General features: G+C 61.1%; 12 protein-coding genes. All 12 read right to left on the minus strand.

What is annotated here, in order from left to right:
• Positions 1 to 8: 8 nt before the first annotated feature.
• Entirely contained in the window at positions 9 to 1037 is a 1029-nt protein-coding gene (gene trbG / locus EJ072_RS10390) for a P-type conjugative transfer protein TrbG (RefSeq protein WP_126079611.1), read from the minus strand.
• Complete coding sequence (gene trbF, locus EJ072_RS10395; RefSeq protein WP_126079612.1) at positions 1037 to 1759, minus strand: conjugal transfer protein TrbF; 723 nt, start codon at positions 1757 to 1759, stop codon at positions 1037 to 1039. The genes trbG and trbF overlap by 1 nt, the downstream gene beginning before the upstream one ends.
• Positions 1760 to 3082, minus strand: a complete 1323-nt coding sequence (trbL, locus tag EJ072_RS10400) for a P-type conjugative transfer protein TrbL (RefSeq protein ID WP_126079613.1) — start codon at positions 3080 to 3082, stop codon at positions 1760 to 1762.
• Positions 3083 to 3115: 33 nt separating this feature from the next.
• Positions 3116 to 3841, minus strand: coding sequence for a P-type conjugative transfer protein TrbJ (trbJ, locus tag EJ072_RS10405; protein WP_126079614.1), 726 nt, complete (start codon positions 3839 to 3841; stop codon positions 3116 to 3118).
• Positions 3838 to 6288 carry a conjugal transfer protein TrbE gene (trbE, locus tag EJ072_RS10410; protein WP_126079615.1) on the minus strand — a complete coding sequence of 817 codons (2451 nt, stop codon included), beginning with the start codon at positions 6286 to 6288 and terminating at the stop codon, positions 3838 to 3840. The genes trbJ and trbE overlap by 4 nt, the downstream gene beginning before the upstream one ends.
• On the minus strand, positions 6282 to 6554 hold the full coding sequence (locus tag EJ072_RS10415; protein ID WP_126079616.1) for a VirB3 family type IV secretion system protein: 273 nt from the start codon (positions 6552 to 6554) through the stop codon (positions 6282 to 6284). The genes trbE and EJ072_RS10415 overlap by 7 nt, the downstream gene beginning before the upstream one ends.
• Positions 6554 to 6862, minus strand: coding sequence for a TrbC/VirB2 family protein (locus tag EJ072_RS10420; RefSeq protein WP_126079617.1), 309 nt, complete (start codon positions 6860 to 6862; stop codon positions 6554 to 6556). The genes EJ072_RS10415 and EJ072_RS10420 overlap by 1 nt, the downstream gene beginning before the upstream one ends.
• An 11-nt stretch (positions 6863 to 6873) precedes the next feature.
• Entirely contained in the window at positions 6874 to 7842 is a 969-nt protein-coding gene (trbB, locus tag EJ072_RS10425) for a P-type conjugative transfer ATPase TrbB (RefSeq protein ID WP_126079618.1), read from the minus strand.
• The gene (locus EJ072_RS10430; RefSeq protein WP_126079619.1) at positions 7839 to 8252 is read right to left on the minus strand and encodes a CopG family transcriptional regulator; all 414 of its coding nucleotides are present in this window, start codon (positions 8250 to 8252) and stop codon (positions 7839 to 7841) included. Before EJ072_RS10430 ends, trbB begins: the two co-directional genes overlap by 4 nt.
• Before the next feature lie 118 nt (positions 8253 to 8370).
• Positions 8371 to 10401 carry a conjugal transfer protein TraG gene (locus EJ072_RS10435; protein WP_126079620.1) on the minus strand — a complete coding sequence of 677 codons (2031 nt, stop codon included), beginning with the start codon at positions 10399 to 10401 and terminating at the stop codon, positions 8371 to 8373.
• Between the two features lie 271 nt (positions 10402 to 10672).
• Entirely contained in the window at positions 10673 to 16861 is a 6189-nt protein-coding gene (locus tag EJ072_RS10440; protein ID WP_126079621.1) for a hypothetical protein, read from the minus strand.
• A 632-nt stretch (positions 16862 to 17493) separates the two neighbouring features.
• Entirely contained in the window at positions 17494 to 18195 is a 702-nt protein-coding gene (locus tag EJ072_RS10445) for a thermonuclease family protein (protein WP_245467277.1), read from the minus strand.
• Between the last annotated feature and the right edge of the window lie 102 nt (positions 18196 to 18297).

An 18297-nucleotide genomic window follows, 5' to 3' on the forward strand; every position in this document is an offset into this window, starting at 1 on the left:
CGCTCCCCTCACCTGCCGAGACGAGAAAACAGCGAGATCCGCCGCGGCGGTTGCCGCCCGTCAGTCCGGGTGATGCGCACCACCTCCTGCTGCTTGCTGCCCAGGCGCAGTTCGGCCGCGGCGAATAGGCGGTCAACGATGTAGTAGTTGCCGTGCATGCGATAGTTGACGAGCTGGTTGCTGCCGTCAGCTCCTACGATGAAGAGTGGCGGCGCCTCGCCCTGATCGATGCGGCGCGGAAATTCGATATAAACCTTGCTACCATCGTCGAAGGCGCGCGTCGGCCTCCAAGGCGGTGTGTCGCCGGTGATCGAATAGCGGAAGCGAATGTTCTCGAGCGCCACATTCGATGCGACCGGCATGGCCGCCTCGGCTTGGGCGTCGCGCTGGCGCAGAGCGATGATCTGGTCCTCGCTATAGGTCCAGGAGATTGCCGCCATTGCAGTCTTGCCAGTGCTTTGAAGCTGCAGATGGTACGTCCGCCGTTCGGTGGTGATCACCAAATTGGTGCTGAGTCCCGGCGCGAAGGGTTTTACCAGCACATGGGTACGCTGGTTGTCACCGGTGCCGCTCACGGTGTCGCCAATGACCCAGCGCACCGTGTCGCCCGCGGACACCGACGTCAGCTTCTCGCCCGGTTGCAGAGCGATATCGGTGACGCGCTCGGGTGCTGCGTAGAGCTGATAAAGCGCGCCATCGGCAAAGGGATAGACCTGAACCGCATTGACATAGCCGTATCTGGTGGGCTGCTGCGTTGCCGCCTTGTTGGCGTCCGCGACACGTTCTTCAGGGGAACGTTTATCCTCGACGACCTTGCCTGGATCAGGCTGCAACTGACCGGGCAAAGGCAGCGGCTTTGGCACCTCGACGATCTTAACCGGTTTCTCCGGCGACCTCTCGATTGCCGCTGCTTTGAAGTCGACCGCGTCATAGGAAATCTCAGGTGGCGGCACCGGCTTCGATGCACAAGCCGAAAGGATGGCTGCCGACGTTGACAGGATCAACGCGGCACGGAGCGATGGGGCTCTATTTGTCATTATCGGGTTCCTTCGGGGAAACGGATGTTGGGGGTGGCGCTGTCGAGTTCACGCGACCAGTCGATGGCGTTGATGAAGACGCCGAGCGGGTTGTTGCGCAGCTGCTCGGTGTTGCTCGGCGGACGGATCACGACGGTGAGGATCGCGGTCCAGCGCATCGTGCTGGCCAGGCTGCCACGCTCAAAAATCTGCTCGGTCCATTTGACCTGGAACGAGCTGTCGGAAGCCCTGACGACGCTGGTCACCTGCACCGACACGCTGCGCGTGCCGATCTGCCCAAATGGGTCGTTCGCCTTGGCGTACTCGTTGAGGAAGAGTGCTGCCCGGTCGGTGGCAAAGTCGTAGGCTGCCAACCAGTTCTGTCGCACCAGCACCGGGTCGATGGAGACGGATCGGACATTCTGAATGAAACGGCCGAGTTGCCAGGCGATCTGGGCATCGGAAGGTTGGTAATCCTGGATCGCCGGCGCGACGGCGCGCGCCTCACCAAAACGGTCGACCTCGACGACGTAAGGCACGACTCGACTTTGCATCGACTGCCAAACAAGGCCGCCGGAAAGCCCGGTTGTCAAAGCGAGGCAGCCAAGGGCCATCAGCCGCCAATTCCGGGCCTGTACCCGCGATGAGCCGATGCGCTCATCCCAGAGCTGGCCGGCCTTCTGATACGGCGTGACCGGCTCGGGCGTCTTGCCGTAACGTTGAACGGGTCGCTTGAAGAGCATTTAGTCATCCTTGTCGCTAAGAGAGGGATTGGCACTGCCGCCAGCCTGGTCGCCGTCGCGGACAGCCTGCACGGCGGCGTGGCGATGAGCACGAGCGGTCTGTTCGGAACGCATGCGTCTCGCCCAATTGGGCGCGGTGTTGGGGCCAGAACCGGCCGGACCTCTGGTCATTGACGCGGTCGGCGCACCGCCGGTCGCGGTCCATGCGGCTTCGCGTCCGGCATCAGCGCTGCGTCTTAAGTTTCCCGCGGCAGATCGTCCTGGCCGCATCGCGGCGCCGCCGGCGGCGCTTGCCACACCCTGCACTCCAGCAGCCACACCGGACAGGCCGGTCCCGGGCGAGGTTGCCCGCCCCAACTGCCACGCCGAGGAAGCTGCCGAACCCATGGTCGTGCCGGCTCGGACGGCGGCAAGCCCAGCGCCGGTTGCCATGCGCGCGCCGGCAAAGGCGGCGCCCGCGACAACGAGGGACGATCCGGCAGCGGCCGCCGTGGTGCCCAGTGCTGCGCCCGCACCAAGCTGCGGCGCGCCGGAGACAAGACCTGAGGCGATCCCAGGACCAAAAATGCCAAGCCCAAGCAGCGCCAGCGCGCCAAGCACCTGCGACATGGCCGCCGCCAAGTCCGGCTCCTTGCCTTGGAGTGCGGAAGCGAACTCGCCGAAGAGCGTTGATCCGATACCGACAATGACGGCGAGCACCATCACCTTGATGCCGGATGAGATGACATTGCCGAGCACGCGTTCAGCGAGAAACGCCGATCGGTTCCAGAGCGCGAAGGGCACCAGAACGAATCCGGCCAACGTGGTGAGCTTGAACTCCAGGATGGTGATGAAGAGCTGGATGGAAAGAATGAAGAAGGCGATGATGACCAGGAACCAGGCCACGAGCAGCACGAAGATGGTGAGCGCGTTGCCGAAGATTTCCGGGAAGCCAAGAAGCTGGCTCGCTTGATCGAGCAGCGGCCAGGCGCCCTGGAAACCGGTGGCAGCGATGCGGCCCGGGTGCAGCAGATTGTCGGCGGAGAGATTGCCGGAAGACGCGTTGATGCCGAGGCCGGCAAAGGAGCGGTAGATGATGTCGGCGAGGCTCTTGAAATTGTTCAGGATGAAGGCGAAGACGCCGACATAGAGCACCTTGCGAATGAGCCGGCCGAGAGTGTTGGGCTCGCCGCCGAATGCCCAGGCGAGACCGGCAAGTGTAATGTCGATGCCGATCAGGGTGGTGGTGAGGAAGGCGACGTCGCCCGAAAGCAGACCGAACCCGCTATCGATATAGCGGATAAAAGTCTCCATGAAGCGATCGATGACGCCCAGGTCGTTCATGCCCCCGCCTTCCTCATGTTGAAGCGCCAGTGATCAATTGCCGGGATAGGCCGTGCCGCTACCCAGGAAGCGTTTTGTCGTCTGACGGGCGGCTTCCTCGGATTGCGCCTTGCGTGCGGCATCCTCAGCCTCGGCCCGAAACTGCGTTGCGAGCAGAGTCTGGATCTGCATCTGCTGCTTGGTCGAAAGCGCGATCAGCTGATTGGTGGCCTGGCTTGCCTCAAGCGCACCGGCCGCGCCTTGGCTGCGGTTGACGAGATCGGCAAGCAGGTCGCCGTCGCCGCGGACATTTTCCACGATCTGCGACTGGACACCCATGGTCTGGCGGAACGCCTGCATCGCGCTCTGCCAACGCTCGCGCGCGGCGCTTGCCACGTCGCTGACCTTGATCGTGGCATCATAGCTTTCCGGATACTGCTGGCGCCACTGGTCCTGAAGCTTGCCGAGGTCAAAGCTCAGACCGCTTGCCTGGTCCATCAAACCGTCGATCCGTTGCAGCGAACCGGTAAGCTGGCCGACCGAGGAGAAATCCAGGCTCTGAAGATTGCGCGCCATGTTCTGCAGCATGGTCGCCTGGTTTTGCAGCGACTGGATCTGGTTGTTGATTTGCTCCAACGCTCGTGCCGCCGAGAGTACGTTCTGCGTATAGTTCGACGGGTCGAAAACGATGAGGGCGTAAGCTGGCTGCACATAGTCGGCCAACGGTTTGGCGATCAGCGAAAGGGTGATCAGGCCGGAGAGAAAGCGGCGCCGCATCATGACGAATGCTCCTTGTCTGGTTGGGGAAACTGCAAGAGAAGCTCGGCGGCCCAGTCGAGGCCGCGCGCATTCAGGAACTGGGAGGCAAAGCTGCCGTGTCCGTGCTGGGACAGCACGCTATCGATTAGGGCCTGACTGGCAGGATCCGAGGCACCGCAAACCGCCAAAGCGATTGGGCCAAGGCCGAGCTCGAAGAGACGGTTGCCGCGCCGCGACTGCAGATAGTAGTGCCGCCTTGGCGTAGCGCGGGCGACCAGCTCGATCTGGCGTTCGTTGAGACCGAACTGCTCGTAAGCGGCTCGCGCCTGCGGTTCCACGGCACGATCGTTGGGGAGAAAAATGCGCTGCGGGCAGCTCTCAATGATTGCCGGCGCGACCGCCGAGTTGGCGATGTCGGCAAGCGACTGCGTTGCGAAGATGACCGAGACATTCTTCTTGCGCAGCACCTTCAGCCATTCGCGGATGCGCGCGGCGAAGAGCGGATTGTCGAGATAGACCCAGGCCTCATCAAGCATGAGCAGCGTTGGCCGTCCGTCGAACCGCTCTTCGAGACGATGAAAGAGATAGGTGAGCACGGGCAGGACAGCGCCTTGGCTGTGCATCAGCTCCTCGGTCTCGAAACACTGCACATCCGACAGGGCCAGCCGATCGTCATCAGCATCGAGCAACCGGCCGTACGGGCCGTCGAGTGTGTAGGGCATCAAGGCGGACTTCAGCGCATTGGACTGAAGCAGGATCGCCATGCCCGTGAGCGTGCGTTCCTGCGTCGGCGCGGTGGCAAGGCTGCCGAGCGCAGACCAAATTGCTTCCTTCACCTCCGGCGTGACGGTGACGTTCTCATGGGCGACGAGGCCGGCGATCCATTCGGCTGCCCAACTCCGGGTAGCCTGGTCGCCGATATTGCGAAGCGGCTGGAAGGCAAGCGAACCGTCCGCGCCCAATGCGTGGTGCTCTCCATCCATGGCAAGTGTTGCGGCACGAGCGGAATTGCCTTTGTCGAAAACATAGACCTGGGCTCGGCCATAGCGTCGGAACTGCATGGCGATCAGCGCGAGCAGCACGGACTTGCCGGCACCGGTCGGACCGACGATCAGCATGTGACCGACGTCGTCGACATGAGTGGATAATCGAAACGGTGTCGACCCGCTGGTTTCGGCGAAGAGAAGCGGCGGGGCCTCTAGCTGGGTAACTTTCGCGAGATGCTCGTTCGCCGACGGGCCGGCCCATACCGAGGACAGCGGCATGAGCTGGGCAAGGTTCAGCGTATGAACGAGCGGCTGCCGAACATTGGCGTAGACATGACCGGGCAACGAGCCGAGCCACGCCTCGACGGCATTGACGCTTTCGCGGATCGTGGTGAAGCCCAGCCCATTGATGACGCGCTCGACGGCGCGAAGTTTTTCGGCGGCGGCTTGGCGGTCCTCGTCCCACACCGTCACTGTCGTGGTGAGATAGCCGAAGCCGACATGATCACCGCCCAATGCCTGAAGGGCTTCGTCGGCATCGAGCGCCTTGTTGTCGGCATCGCTGTCGACCAACGGCACCGGCTCGTTGGTCACAACCTCCCGCAGGACAGCAACGATCGATTTGCGCTTGGCAAACCACTGCCGCCGCAATCGGGTCAGCGTCTTGGTCGCTTCCGATTTGTCGAGCGGAATGAAGCGCGTCATCCAGCGATAGGCAAAATCCTGATGGTTGAGTGCGTCGAGGATCCCGGGGCGGGTGAGGTTCGGGAATCCGAGGATGGTGAGGGTTCGCAGATGCTGGTCGCCCAGCATCGGCTCCAACCCGCCGGTGAGCGGCGCATCGACCAGAATGCCGTCGAGATAGATCGGCGTTTCCGGCACGGCGACCGGATGTCGGCGAGTCGAAACGGTCCCGTGCAGATAAGTCAGCGTCTCGGCATCGTCGAGCGCGCGCACTTCGGGCATGAAGCCCGACAGGAGATCCAGAACGCGGTCGGTCTCGTCACGGAAACGCGCCATCTCCTGGCGCCAGTCTCTTTTGCCTTCTGAGTGATGAGACTCGACGAGCGAGCTTTCCGCGCGCGCCTGGGCGTCCGCTGGCGGCATGAACAACAAGGTCAGGTGATAGCGGCTTTCAAAATGTGCGACCTTGCCCTCGAAGGCTGCACGGCGTTCTTCGTCGACCAGCCATGAGGCCGCGTCGGGAAAACGCGAGGCTGGATAGCCCAAAGCTTCGATACGTTCAGCCTCGAAGAACAATGCCCAGCCGGAGCCAAGGCGTCTGAGCGCATTGTTGGCACGGGCGCAAATGCCGACGAGTTCGGCTTCCGTCGCACTCTCGAGGTCAGGCCCGCGGAACCGCAGCGTCCGCTGAAAGCTGCCGTCCTTGTTGAGAACAATACCGGGCGCTACCAATGCGGCCCAAGGCAGATGATCGGCAAGCCGATCGGCTTTGTGTCGATATTCCGAAAGGTTCAGCACGCCAGCCACCCCCTCAGGCGAAGGTGGCGAACAAGCACGCTGGCGAAGTCCGGATCGCGGCGGGCAGCAAAGACCGCGAGTGTGTGGCCTGCGATCCAAAGCACCAGTCCGGCAATCCACTGCTGCAGGCCAAGACCTATCGCCGCGGCGACCGTGCCATTGAGGATCGCCACCGCTCGCGGGGCACCGCCGAGCAGGATCGGCTCCGTCAATGCCCGGTGGACCGGGACCTCGAAGCCTTCGATATGCTGCTCTCCAGCGGCCATCAGACGAGCGCTCCGCCACCGAAGGAGAAGAAGGAAAGGAAGAAGCTCGATGCGGCGAAGGCGATCGACAGCCCGAAGACGATCTGGATCAACCTGCGGAAGCCCCCCGCCGTGTCGCCGAAAGCAAGGGTCAAGCCCGTGGTGATGATGATTATCACCGCAACGATCTTGGCGACCGGCCCCTGAACTGACTCCAGGATCTGCTGCAGCGGCTGTTCCCACGGCATGCCGGAGCCGGCAGCATAAGCCGGCGCCGTGAGACAAAACGCGAGCGCGGCGGACGAAAGAAAGCGAAGCTTCTTGCGCATGAAATGACCTTTCAAAGCTGCTGGAGTTGCGGAAGCGTGAGTTGGTTGACGGCGTAGTCGCCGCCGGCATCGAGACCGGTGACCTCGGCAATCGCGTCGATGCGGCGCGAAGTTCCGCGGCCGGCGATGAAGACAATCAGATCAATTGCTTCGGCGATGAGGCGCCGGGGGACGGTGACGACAGCTTCCTGCGCGAGTTGCTCAATGCGATAAAGGGCAGAGCGTGCCGAGTTGGCGTGGACGGTGGCGATGCCGCCTGGATGCCCGGTGTTCCATGCCTTCAGCATGTCGAGCGCTTCGGCGCCCCTCACCTCACCGACAATGATCCGGTCGGGCCGGAGCCGGAGCGTCGAGCGTACGAGATCGGCAAGTGTGACCGAGCCCCGCCTCGTCCTCAACGCTACGCAGTCCTTTGCCGCGCATTGCAGTTCGCGTGTGTCCTCGATCAGGATCACCCGCTCGTCGCATTCGGCGACTTCCGCCAGCAGCGCATTGGCAAGCGTGGTCTTGCCAGACGAGGTGCCACCGGCCACAAGGATGTTGCGCCGTTCGCGCACCGCCTTCCTGAGCGCATCGGCCTGCTGGGGCTGCATGATCCGGTCGGCGACATAGTTGGCCAGCGTGTAGAGCTTGGCCGCCGGCTTGCGGATCGCAAAGCACGGCGCCAACACGACAGGCGGCAGCAGGCCTTCAAACCGCTCACCGGATGGCAGTTCGGCACTGACGATCGGATTGTCGGCATGCGCCTCGGCGCGCACGTGGGATGCCACCAGACGGATGATGCGTTCGGCCTCGGAGGGGTGCATGTGGACGTCGGTTTCGACGCGACCGTCTCCCAGTCGGTCGAGCCGCAGCGCGCCGTCGGGATTGACCATCACCTCGATGACCAGCGGATCGGCCAGGGCCTCGGTGATCGCTGGCCCCAGGGCGGTGCGGAGCATCGCGTGGCGGCGATGGTCGGTTTCCGGATGAGTGCTCATCCTCCCCCTCCGACGCCATTCTCCTTATCAAGCGACCGTTTCCCAGACGCGATCTGGCGGCCGACCTGTTCGACGAATTTGTCAAAGCGTTCTTGGGCGATCGCCTGCGTTGCTCGATCAGGGACCGGCGTGTGGGCATGCAGCGTGATCGAAAAGCGGATGAAGAGCGCCAGGCTCTCCAGGATCATCTCGGCATCGCGCCTGACGTGAGCAAGGTCGCGGGAGAGACGATCGAGCCTCACACCGTACCTCCGGTCGAGCTCATTCTCGCCCCGCCGCTCGATAAAGGCTTCGATCGCCTTCGCCACCACCGCGGATTTAGTCGTCGAGGGATCGCGGCTGAGGTTGTCCAGTTTCTCGCTGAGGTCGGGCTCGAGCAGAAACTGATGACGAATGCGGTGGGGCTTCATGTGGCTTGTTCTCGGCAGGCCGGCATTGCGCCGGCGATGAGAACAAGCATGAGACACCTGCCAGAAATTGCTTATGGTCGTTATTTACGCTCAGATACGCTTTGGCTTTAGGCCGCGTTCAGAACCCGGGCACGATGTGCTTGTCGTCCTCCCTCCCCTCGTTGATGCCGTAAGCGCGCGCCGCGGTGGAAATCCGGTCCATCACACGTTTGTCCGCGAGCGCCTCGCTATCATCGTCGGCGGGCTTGAACAGATCGTCCTGCTCAGGCTCCTGAGAGGTGGCAATATGTTCTTCAGGCAATCCCGGATGGCGCTGTTGCTGAACACCGCCCTCGTCTTCAATTGCCGCACCGACGCTGTTATCGTCAGCAGCAAGACGGTGATCGGCACTGCGCACTTGTCCAGTCCAATCATCCGGGCGTGATGCAGGACAATCGGTGTAAGGACCGTCGCGCAACTCCGGCGCCGGCAGCACCCGCTCGGTGAAATTATGATCCTCGTAGTAGCGTAGCTTCTTCGCACGAATTGGCGGCAACCCGGAAACCAACACCAGTTCGTCCGATGCCGGCAGCTGCATCACCTCGCCCGGCGTCAGCAACGGTCGGGCCGTTTCCTGACGGCTTACCATCACGTGCGAAAGCCAAGGCGCGAGCCGATGGCCGGCATAGTTGCGCATCGACCTGAGTTCCGTCGCCGTACCGAGCGCGTCGGAGATGCGCTTGGCGGTGCGCTCGTCGTTGGAGGAAAAGGCAATCCGCACATGGCAGTTGTCGAGAATGGCGTTGTTCTCGCCATAGGCCTTCGAAATCTGGTTCAGGGATTGCGCGATCAGATATGCACGAATGCCGTAACCGGCCATGAAGGCCAGTGCCGTCTCGAAAAAGTCGAGGCGGCCGAGCGCCGGGAATTCGTCCAGCATCATGAGCAGTTGATGCTTCCGGCTCTTCTTTGGATCGCCTTCCAGACGCTCCGTCAGCCTGCGGCCGATCTGGTTGAGGACCAGTCGCACCAGCGGCTTGGTGCGGGAGATATCCGATGGCGGCACCACCAGATAGAGCGACATTGGGCGCTCGGCGTCCATGAGATCGACAATGCGCCAGTCGCAGGCCGACGTTACCGCGGCCACTGTCGGATCGCGGTAGAGACCGAGAAACGACATGGCGGTCGAAAGCACGCCCGAACGCTCGTTCTCGGATTTGTTCAGCACCTCGCGGGCGGCCGAGGCCACGACCGGATGGACCTGCGGCTTATCCGCAAGGCCTAAGTGGTTCGTCGTCATCATTCGCTGCAGTGTTGCGGCAAACGAACGTTGCGGATCCGAAAGGAAGGTGGCGACCCGGGCGAGTGTCTTTTCCTCTTCGGCGTAGAGCACGTGCAGGATGGTGCCGACCAACAGCGAGTGGCTTGTCTTCTCCCAATGATTTCGTCGCTCGAGCGCCCCTTCCGGATCGACCAAGATGTCGGCGATGTTCTGGACGTCGCGGACCTCGTTTGGACCTTTGCGCACTTCCAGCAGCGGATTATAGCTCGCCGACCTCGGATCGGTCGGATTGAACAAAAGACAATAAGAGAACTTCGATCGCCAGCCGGAAGTCAGCTGCCAGTTCTCGCCCTTGATATCGTGAATGACGGCCGAGCCAGTCCAGGAGAGAAGCGTTGGAACAACGAGTCCGACGCCTTTGCCCGAACGGGTCGGAGCAAAGGCCATGACGTGTTCCGGGCCGTTATGGCGCAGATACCGGTCCTTCAGCTTGCCGAGGAAAACGCCCGCCGGATAAAGCAGCCCCGCCTTCTCGATCTCCCGAACCAAAGCCCATCGCGAGGAGCCATAGGTGGTGACCAGTCCCCTCTGTCTTGCCCTCCAGAGCGAACCGGCAATTGTGGCGGCGCAGCCCAAGAAGCCACTGACGCCAGCAAGCGCACCGGCCTTGTCGAAGACCTCGGGTGCATAGGCGTCGAAATGGAACCACCATTCGAACAGTTTCCAAGGCTTGTAGATCGGCCAGCCGGCCAAAATAAACCAAGGCGCTCCGAGTGGCGGCTGATAGCCAAGCTGATGGGCGCACCATTGCGTTGCCGTCCAGACGCCAACAATGACGATTGCGAACACAACGGCTATCTGACCGATAAGGAGCTTCGTCGGCGTCACGGTCGCAACCCTGCTGTTTTAGTAGACTGAAGCAGGATGGCGCGATGCTCCAACGGATCGAAGATACCCGACGTACGCGTCCATGCGATCCGACGGGCGTTCCCCAACTGAGTGGCTTGCCCTGGCGGCAATGTGGTGAGCGTCTCGAGTGGTAGACCGTGGACTGACGGCTACCGGCAGGGTCGCAGGCAAATACCAGACGCTGCGCTTTGATGGGCGCGGAGTCTTGAATTTAACCAGGAACAGCTGCCTCCGAGCGAACGCGGAGCCACTAACGGCTGCGCAGCAGGTTGATCGCATCCCAAAGCCACCCGGCAGGCTCTGTCTCCAATTGCGCTGCAATCGCCTCGAGCAACGTCAGACAGGCCAACAGGCTTGATGGCCAAGCATCCGCCAATACGACGGCAAGCTTGGCGAATCGGCCCATGCAGCCGTCCAGCGTATCCGAACTGACGGACGAGAATTCCCAAATGGCTTCGGTCAGGCGGTGGAACGTCGACACCACCGGCGTCTTCAGTGACAACTCGGAAACGCGCTCGCCAGGGTGGTTGTTCTGCGCTTCCGTTGCCGCAGCACGCAGCATCTGGCAGAAGGAATCAAAATCACTATCCTTGCCGAAAAGTTGAGCCCGGTAGCGCAGCGCCGCACCCCAGGCCGTCCCATCTTCGGTTTTAAAATCCGGCAAGCTGTCGGGCCTACCGATCAGCGAACGCAGCCCTGCTCTGGCCTCGGCATCGATATCGTTTACGCCCAACATCCAAAGCAGCGGCCAATATCCCCTTGCGTCCTCACCGACCTCCGCATCTGCTATTTTTTGCATAAGCAACAAGGCCAGTGCCTGTGGCGAGCGTTCATTGAACGGAGAAGGCAATTCAACTACGCCGGCTGCAGCCGCCAGCACCGCCGGGTCCACGTCGAGCCAACAGTTCTTCGGTTCGGAACCGCCACCGGGAAGCCAGAGTTCGGGGTGCGGGAGCCAGCTGCTTCCAACTTGCCTCGCTAGAATGCTGCGCAACCCGTCACGTTGGGCATTATTCAAGCGACCCCCAATATCCCGGATGGCGTGCGCTATGGCTGCGCCGGCAATCTCGCGCCAGGTGCCACCGAAGGGATCCAGAAGGCGACCGCCGAACGATTGCGATCGGTGAAAGACATCATCTACGCGCTGCTTAAGGAAGCCGTCGATGATCTGCGCCGTCTCCTTGGGCGCGGCGCCTTGGTTCTCTAGGATTTCTAGAACGGCGTTCGCGTGCACCCAGAGCAATACCGAGCGTTCGGGCTCCGGAACCTGCTGCCATTCTTGACGTCGAGCCGCGCTGCGGAAGGCGAGCCGCAACAAGGCTATATGTAAGACTCCGTAGACCTCCCATGGCTTGGCAAGACTACTGATATCGAGGTTCTGCCGCCCCGCCTTGAAGAGCGTCGCGAACAAGGCTGTGCGGACCATCGGCGTCGGACCAGCCAGATCAAGCGCTTTCTCGAAACCAATTTCGTCGACTGCCGAGACGATGGCGCCATTGATGCTGGTGCCGAGTTCAAAAGGAATGCTGCCGACGCGTGCTAGGGCTCCGAACGGGCCGATTTCATCTCGCAATTGGATGAAGGACTGATTGAGCCAGCCCTCAGCCGACACATCGATGGTGGATGACAGACGCAAGAACTGGCGGATGCTATCGGGGTGCGGAGGAAGGAGCAGTTCCTTGTCGCTGCTTCGGTTCTTGCTGATTTGTTCCTGCAGTCGGCGCAAGCGGCAGGTCATGGCCTTGGCCCGGGCGCAGCCCAGCAACTCACGCCGCGTTTTGGCGTCGGGATTCTCTGCAATCTGCCGAGTGATCACATCGAACTCGGAACCTCCTAGATCGAACCAGGATGGATGGCGTTTTAGGGCACGCAGGCGCTGCTCGACATCGCCGGACTCGAGCTCTAGCCGATCGTCCGCAACACTGGCCGACTTTTTCCCGCTTTTGACCAAGATGGCCGTTGGTCGATCGGGCGCCGGGATAGCGTCCGGGATGATAGTAATGACGGCCTTCCGGTTGCCACTCAGCATGGGCACTGTCGACTTGCCGGTCGCGTAGGCTTCGGCGATCGCCACGTAGAATTGCTCGGCCTCGAACCTGAAGTTTTTGCTGAACCCGATGGTCTCCACCTCACGCAAGCCGACGAGACCGCTCAGCAGCTTGTGCCTCTGCAAATCCAGCCGCCAGTCGTGAGGGAATGAATTCACATAGTCTAGGATGACGCCGACGAGCATCTGCTCCGTTACATCCGGATGGCTACTGTCAAGCTTGCCGAGGCTGGTCAACGCCTCGGCAAGGAAATCCACCAGCCGTGCTCGAAACTTCGGACGGATCTCAAGCCCGGGTTCGACGATGGCTCCTATCACCCATTGAATGAGCCTGGTGCGACGTTCCCGCGCCTGGCGGAAGGAGTTGCCTCGAACGTCGAACATGGCGGTAAGGACCGAGAGGTATTGGAGGAACAGCAGTTCCTCCCGACCCTCTATGGTCCGGTTTTCGCGAGGCAGGAACTTTGCCTGCTCGACACGAAGATGGCGAGAGGTCCAATGGGCAGTAGCATTAAGCCTTGCCTCACCAACGTTGGGCCGGCTCCACAGTGCGGCAAACACTTTCCCGGCCAGCCCTAAGAGGCGGGATAGGAAGAACAGTTCCGGTTCACCGGGCGTCGTTCCGCCGGCTTTATCAATCAGGTGGCACGAGTTCGCGAACTGGACGGTGAAATCCCGTCGAATGGCAGCGAGTTCATCGCTTTCAACGAGCCCGGGGCCGTCCATTGGCGCCGCTAGCAGCGCATCGACGACGGTGTCTACATTTGGCAAAGTGTACCCGTAACCCGCTCGTCGAAGCCGTTTGGTGAGGTGAACCCGCTCTGGCTCCCCAATACTCCGGGACAATCGATCGAGGACATTCGCTACATCGATAATCGTGGCGTTACCGATCTTGCCGACCAGCGACAATTTCCGATCCTCTGCCCAGATATCGCACGGCTCGTCTTCCGCTGCTCGGATCAGGCTGAGGAACAGATGCGCACCAGCGCCACAGTTCTTGAGGTCCTGGCGGTCTCTGTGATCGACTGGCAGGAACTGCCAGGTGCCGGCGTCAGCCTTACGAGCCACCAGTTGCCGCAGCTCCGTGATCTTGTCGGCCAGTTTTCGTCCCTGGACATGCTCGTCGAACCCTGCAAGCCATCGAGTCTTGCTTTGCTGGTCGACCGCCAACGCGACATCCTGCATGAGCCGATCGAGAAGCCCAACACGCTGCAGCGTGACGAGGTCTCCCGGCGACACGGCAAATTCCAGCGGGTCGGTTAGGTGCGACGCCGGTTCTACCGGCCCTAGCGATAGCTCTCCCAGTGCTTTGTCACCGAGAACGCAGTCCATGCCGCGGGCAACTAGTTGCGCAATTAGACTTGCAAGCGGCACATCGGACGACGCCGGATCGTCATCGGGTTCGACGACCAAGCGCCGAAGAGACGCATATGTCGGAGCAGGGGCAAAAAGGCCGTCTTCGAGCCGCTTCCGAACGTCTCGCGCCTCGTCAGACACTTGCCCGAACCGACCCCCGAGCTCGCTTTCCATCGACCGCAATATTTCAGGCGTCTCATTGGGCAGCAGAATTCTGGCCCAAGCATGCTCAAGATGCTCCAACAGCCCCAGCTCGTTGCCCAACAACAGGGCCGTAATGTCGAGGACCAACTGATCCCTTGGAACCTCGGCTTTCGCGCCACGGGTGCCGCTCCGAAGCAAGAACGGTTTGCCTTCGACTTTGCCATCGTCGTCTAGTCGCGGTGGTGCCGCGAAAGGCTTATGGAAGAACGAGGCCAATTCAGCTGGCCGTCCGTCGAAAACCAGGTGCAGTGGTATTTCAGCCTTGAGCCATTTTTCCGTCAGGTTCGCATCGGCCTTCTGGAGTCGATCGGCGTTTTCGCGCGCAAACTGGATAGCCTCTTCCACGGTGTTGATGACGACGATTCCGGATGGCTCGGCATCGGGTCCGAACAGACGAGGCATGATTGCTCGCGCCGCAGCCTGAACACCGAGCTGATTGACGAGGGCGAGGGCGTCAGGAAGCAGTCGGTGATTCAGACGTTCAAAGGAAATCCCCTCGAGCAGACGTCGCGCCAGCTCTGGGTCTTCGTACTTGAGCTCGGCTGCGATCCTGAGCAACGCCGTGGCTGAACTGTCGGCCGGCGGTTGTCGGCCGCGAATGGTCGCTGCCGCGCCAGTCACGTCGCCGATCTGTAGGCGCATCAATGCAACTTCAAATGCAAGCTCGTTGCTGTTGTCGTCGGCACGCATCTCTTCGAGTGCCCGCAGCGCGAGGCTGGCATCCCCCAACAAGAGCCTCGACTTGGCAACGAGAACGCGCAAGGCGGTGGGCAGCCGGGAATCATGGAACCAGATGGCTTGGTCGTTCGCGAGAGCGACAACATCCTGATGTAGATTCAGGGCGAACGCAGCTCGCAGTGCGATTTCGGCGGCATGCGACGTACCGAAAGACAGAAGAGAAGCGCGGCGTTCGTTGACCTCGAGCCACTTGCCATTGAGCGCCAGCGTCTCGAAGGCAGCCAGTTGCATGTCGGCGACTAGGGCACCGGTGTCCAGCATCGCCAGCAGGCTGCTGGCGTTCCCGTCGCTCTTGATCTTGCCCAGCGCGTCGTTGAACTTCTGGGTCTGGCCGTCACTGCCCTTCCCAGTCAGCAATTCGATCCAGTAGTCCACGAGTTTGACATCAGCTTCTCCGGTGAAGAGCTTTCGGTGTCGCCGTAGCGCCGAAATAGCCCGGGACTTGGCCCCTCGCGTGAAAGTCAGGTGAGCGACCGCGACAGCATGCGAGGCATCTCCGCCGCCGCTCTTTAGTCGGGCATTCAAAGCTCGCACGACCCCCTCTTGATCGAACGACAAGCCGGCGGAAGTTGCCCAGACCACCGCGCCGGGGTGCGGATTGTTTCCGGAAAGAAGCACTGTCGCGAAGCGGCTGGCCTCTGTGAATCGAGCTGGATTTAGAATCAGGCAAGCAAGCCGCCAGACTTGAAGGTCCGCAGCTTGCCCACTCGTGTCTACGGCACGCGACAAGATGTCAAAGATGCGCTCCGCCCCATCGAGCGCGTCGCGAGCGTCCTGCGTGTCGCGAAACAACCCCGCTGGCATGGGATTAGGAAATGTCGACAGTATCGGTGCGACTTTATCACTGAGCGCGAAGTTGAAGCGTACGACCGCCGCCGCCCATTGAACCGCAAACTGACGGGGTGCCAAATGTTCCACTGCAGAAATGGTCGCCAAGGCAGCATGTCGGTCGTGCCAAAGCTGGGCGATCGAACGGAGACGCTCTGGTTCGTAGGCGTCGTCCGTCGGTGAGGTGTTTGGCCAGGCATCTAAGACGGCAATAGCCTCGGCTGGTCTTTCGAGCTCAAGTAGGAGACCCGCGCGGGCGCCGGCCTCAGCAGAGGTAGTGGGGTTGCCAACGAGTGCCAGGGCGAAATCGGCATCCACCTCCAATCGCGCAACGAGCACCGAGGGCGTTCGGTCCGAAGAAGGCGCATAGACATCCGCCTCGCCATAACAGGACTTTGCGAGCGCAAGATCATTATTTCGGACCGCCAGCGACCCTTCCGCGCGAAGGAACTTCGCTTTCAGGTCCGGGGACAGCATGTCCCAGGACAGCCGGTCAGCCTTCAGGTTATCGACTAGGGCACGCAGCGGCTTATTGATGCCTTCGCGGAGCCGCTGAAGAGCATCTTCTAATTGGTTTGCTATCGCATCACCCAAACGCTGCCGCACTGCACCTGCGACTCCACTCAACGACTGGGCAGCCTGCGCGGTTGCGGTAGAATTGGCCGTTGACCCGCTAGGATTTGGCAAGTTCGCCCTTGCCGCCATAGCCGTAGCTGCACCGATGGCCTCCAGCCAGCCGGGGTGAAAGAACTTCGCGATCGCATGCGGTATTGGCCTGAGCTTGTCGGTGAGCTTTTTCAGCCCCCAAACCTCGTAGCCTATGCCTAGCGCCTTGAACCGAGCGCTTTCGACCGCAATTTGAGCGTTTAGGCGGTCATCGTTGAGTTCGACCGAGACGGCAAGGACGAACCGCTTGACACCCTTTTCCTTCCAATGCCCGCCGATGTGGTCGAGGAAGTCGTTGCTCCATCCCTTTAGTTTAGCGGGCTGGATGCTCCGATAGCATTTGCACGAAATGACCAGCATGGGTTTCTGGTCATCCGAGAAGCCTTCAATATCCACGCCGAATTGCTCAACACCCGACGTTCGCTTCAGCTCGGCGCGAATGATTCCCGGTTCTTTTTCGGAGACATCCGCAAGGATCTCCTCGAAATCTTCGTCGTGCATCTCGTGGAGGGGCAGACGCCGCTGATTTGGCGCAGGCGGCAATGACCGAAGCTCGTTGCTTGGCTGACTCTTTTCGTTTTTCGCTTTCTTTCGAGCCATCCTCAATCGTTACACATATCTCTGCCGGCGACCTCGATGCCAATCGGCGCCAAGTAAAGTGACTCAGATACCCTGATTCTCGATTGACGGAGAACATGTTGCCGTCAAGGTGCAAAATTCACTGCAGCAACGGTCGATGCCCTGGTTTACGAAGCTGTTCAGTCCAATTCGTGGGAGGTTGATAGTAGTTGCCGTCGCTCCGCAACTAGCCAGGCGTGAGTGAGTGGCATTTTCACAATGGTACGGCCTCCGCTCAAATGGCTGAATTGGCCCGTGAGCCGACTGACCGGCCTCGGCGGTGAGATGTTCTCCGATAAGTCGCCGCTAGCAATCGAAGCGCTGCAACTGATCCCCTCTCATTACCCGTTTCCGGCATGACCGCCGTTCGGCATCAGACGGTGACGCCAACTCACTGAGAATGCGAACGAACCAGTGCTTTCTGCAATGCGCAAGGTGGCCATCGTCGACCTGATTGCTGTCGGCCCGCGTAACGACATTAACCGACGACGAGCGCAGGCATCTCGTAGCGGCCGACATCGCCGAGCTGGATGTCGAAGCGGACGATGAGCCGAATACTGAGAACTGAATGTCTGAAATGCTAAAGCGGTCGGAAGAAAGTGGCGGCCTAGCGCCTAGCAAAGGGTCTCGCAGGCAATTCCATCGCCATCGCGATCGAGTTTTCGGCCCCACGAGCAGTTATGAAGATACCACTGCGCTTCAGCGCAAGAGCTTATCTGGGAGCAGTACCGCCGCGGCATACATGAGTAGGCGGCGCCCTGGGCAACCAACTTCCTGTTGACCAAAGGGAGTGGTTGGCTTGCAGGTGCAGTGCCGTCGCCGTGCAACGCACGCCAATCCCAGGGCGTTCGGAAGTTGCCGACCCACAAGCCGACCTTTGCCGCTTCCGCTTTTGCCTGCTGCGAAGCGTATGCCCCATGGCTGTAACGCGGCCAATCGAGCGCCTGGCCATGTTCGACCATCCACGCCGCCACTGGCGTGCCGTCGGCGCGCCGGCAATCGCCGACGTAACGATGGTAACGGTCCCAAGTCACGAATGTGCACTCAACGGGGCGCGAGGCGGCTAAGAAGCTGTCTAACGCTTCCGCCGATCGTCGGCCGCATGGGTACTCGAAGCCTTTGGCGTCGTCGCAATATTGTTTGCTCTCAGGCGCATCGATGCCGTTGAAGCGGATGCGCTGACCGTGAACTTCGATAGTGTCACCGTCGATGACGGATGCCACGCCGGCGATTGGCTGAGGCTTCGGCCCAAGCAAATTCGAGATGTTGATGTCGGGAATGCGTTCACTGTGCTGCATGAAGGTCTGAGCAGCCAACGCACCTGCCGCTGCGACCGTTACGAATATGAGACGCCGCGGGATGCTCGCCCGAAGCAATGCACGTGAGCGCCTTGTGCCAACGCGCTTGCGCCACTGGTC

This window comes from Mesorhizobium sp. M2A.F.Ca.ET.046.03.2.1, from assembly GCF_003952425.1.
Lineage (GTDB): Bacteria > Pseudomonadota > Alphaproteobacteria > Rhizobiales > Rhizobiaceae > Mesorhizobium.

Excerpts from the sequence above, each read along its gene's own strand:
- trbG (WP_126079611.1), bottom strand. The coding sequence starts at position 1,037 with ATGACAAATAGAGCCCCATCGCTCCGTGCCGCGTTGATCCTGTCAACG.
- EJ072_RS10430 (WP_126079619.1), bottom strand. The coding sequence starts at position 8,252 with ATGAAGCCCCACCGCATTCGTCATCAGTTTCTGCTCGAGCCCGACCTC.
- trbJ (WP_126079614.1), bottom strand. The coding sequence starts at position 3,841 with ATGATGCGGCGCCGCTTTCTCTCCGGCCTGATCACCCTTTCGCTGATC.
- trbF (WP_126079612.1), bottom strand. The coding sequence starts at position 1,759 with ATGCTCTTCAAGCGACCCGTTCAACGTTACGGCAAGACGCCCGAGCCG.
- trbL (WP_126079613.1), bottom strand. The coding sequence starts at position 3,082 with ATGAACGACCTGGGCGTCATCGATCGCTTCATGGAGACTTTTATCCGC.
- EJ072_RS10440 (WP_126079621.1), bottom strand. The coding sequence starts at position 16,861 with ATGGCTCGAAAGAAAGCGAAAAACGAAAAGAGTCAGCCAAGCAACGAG.
- trbB (WP_126079618.1), bottom strand. The coding sequence starts at position 7,842 with ATGAGCACTCATCCGGAAACCGACCATCGCCGCCACGCGATGCTCCGC.
- EJ072_RS10420 (WP_126079617.1), bottom strand. The coding sequence starts at position 6,862 with ATGCGCAAGAAGCTTCGCTTTCTTTCGTCCGCCGCGCTCGCGTTTTGT.
- EJ072_RS10415 (WP_126079616.1), bottom strand. The coding sequence starts at position 6,554 with ATGGCCGCTGGAGAGCAGCATATCGAAGGCTTCGAGGTCCCGGTCCAC.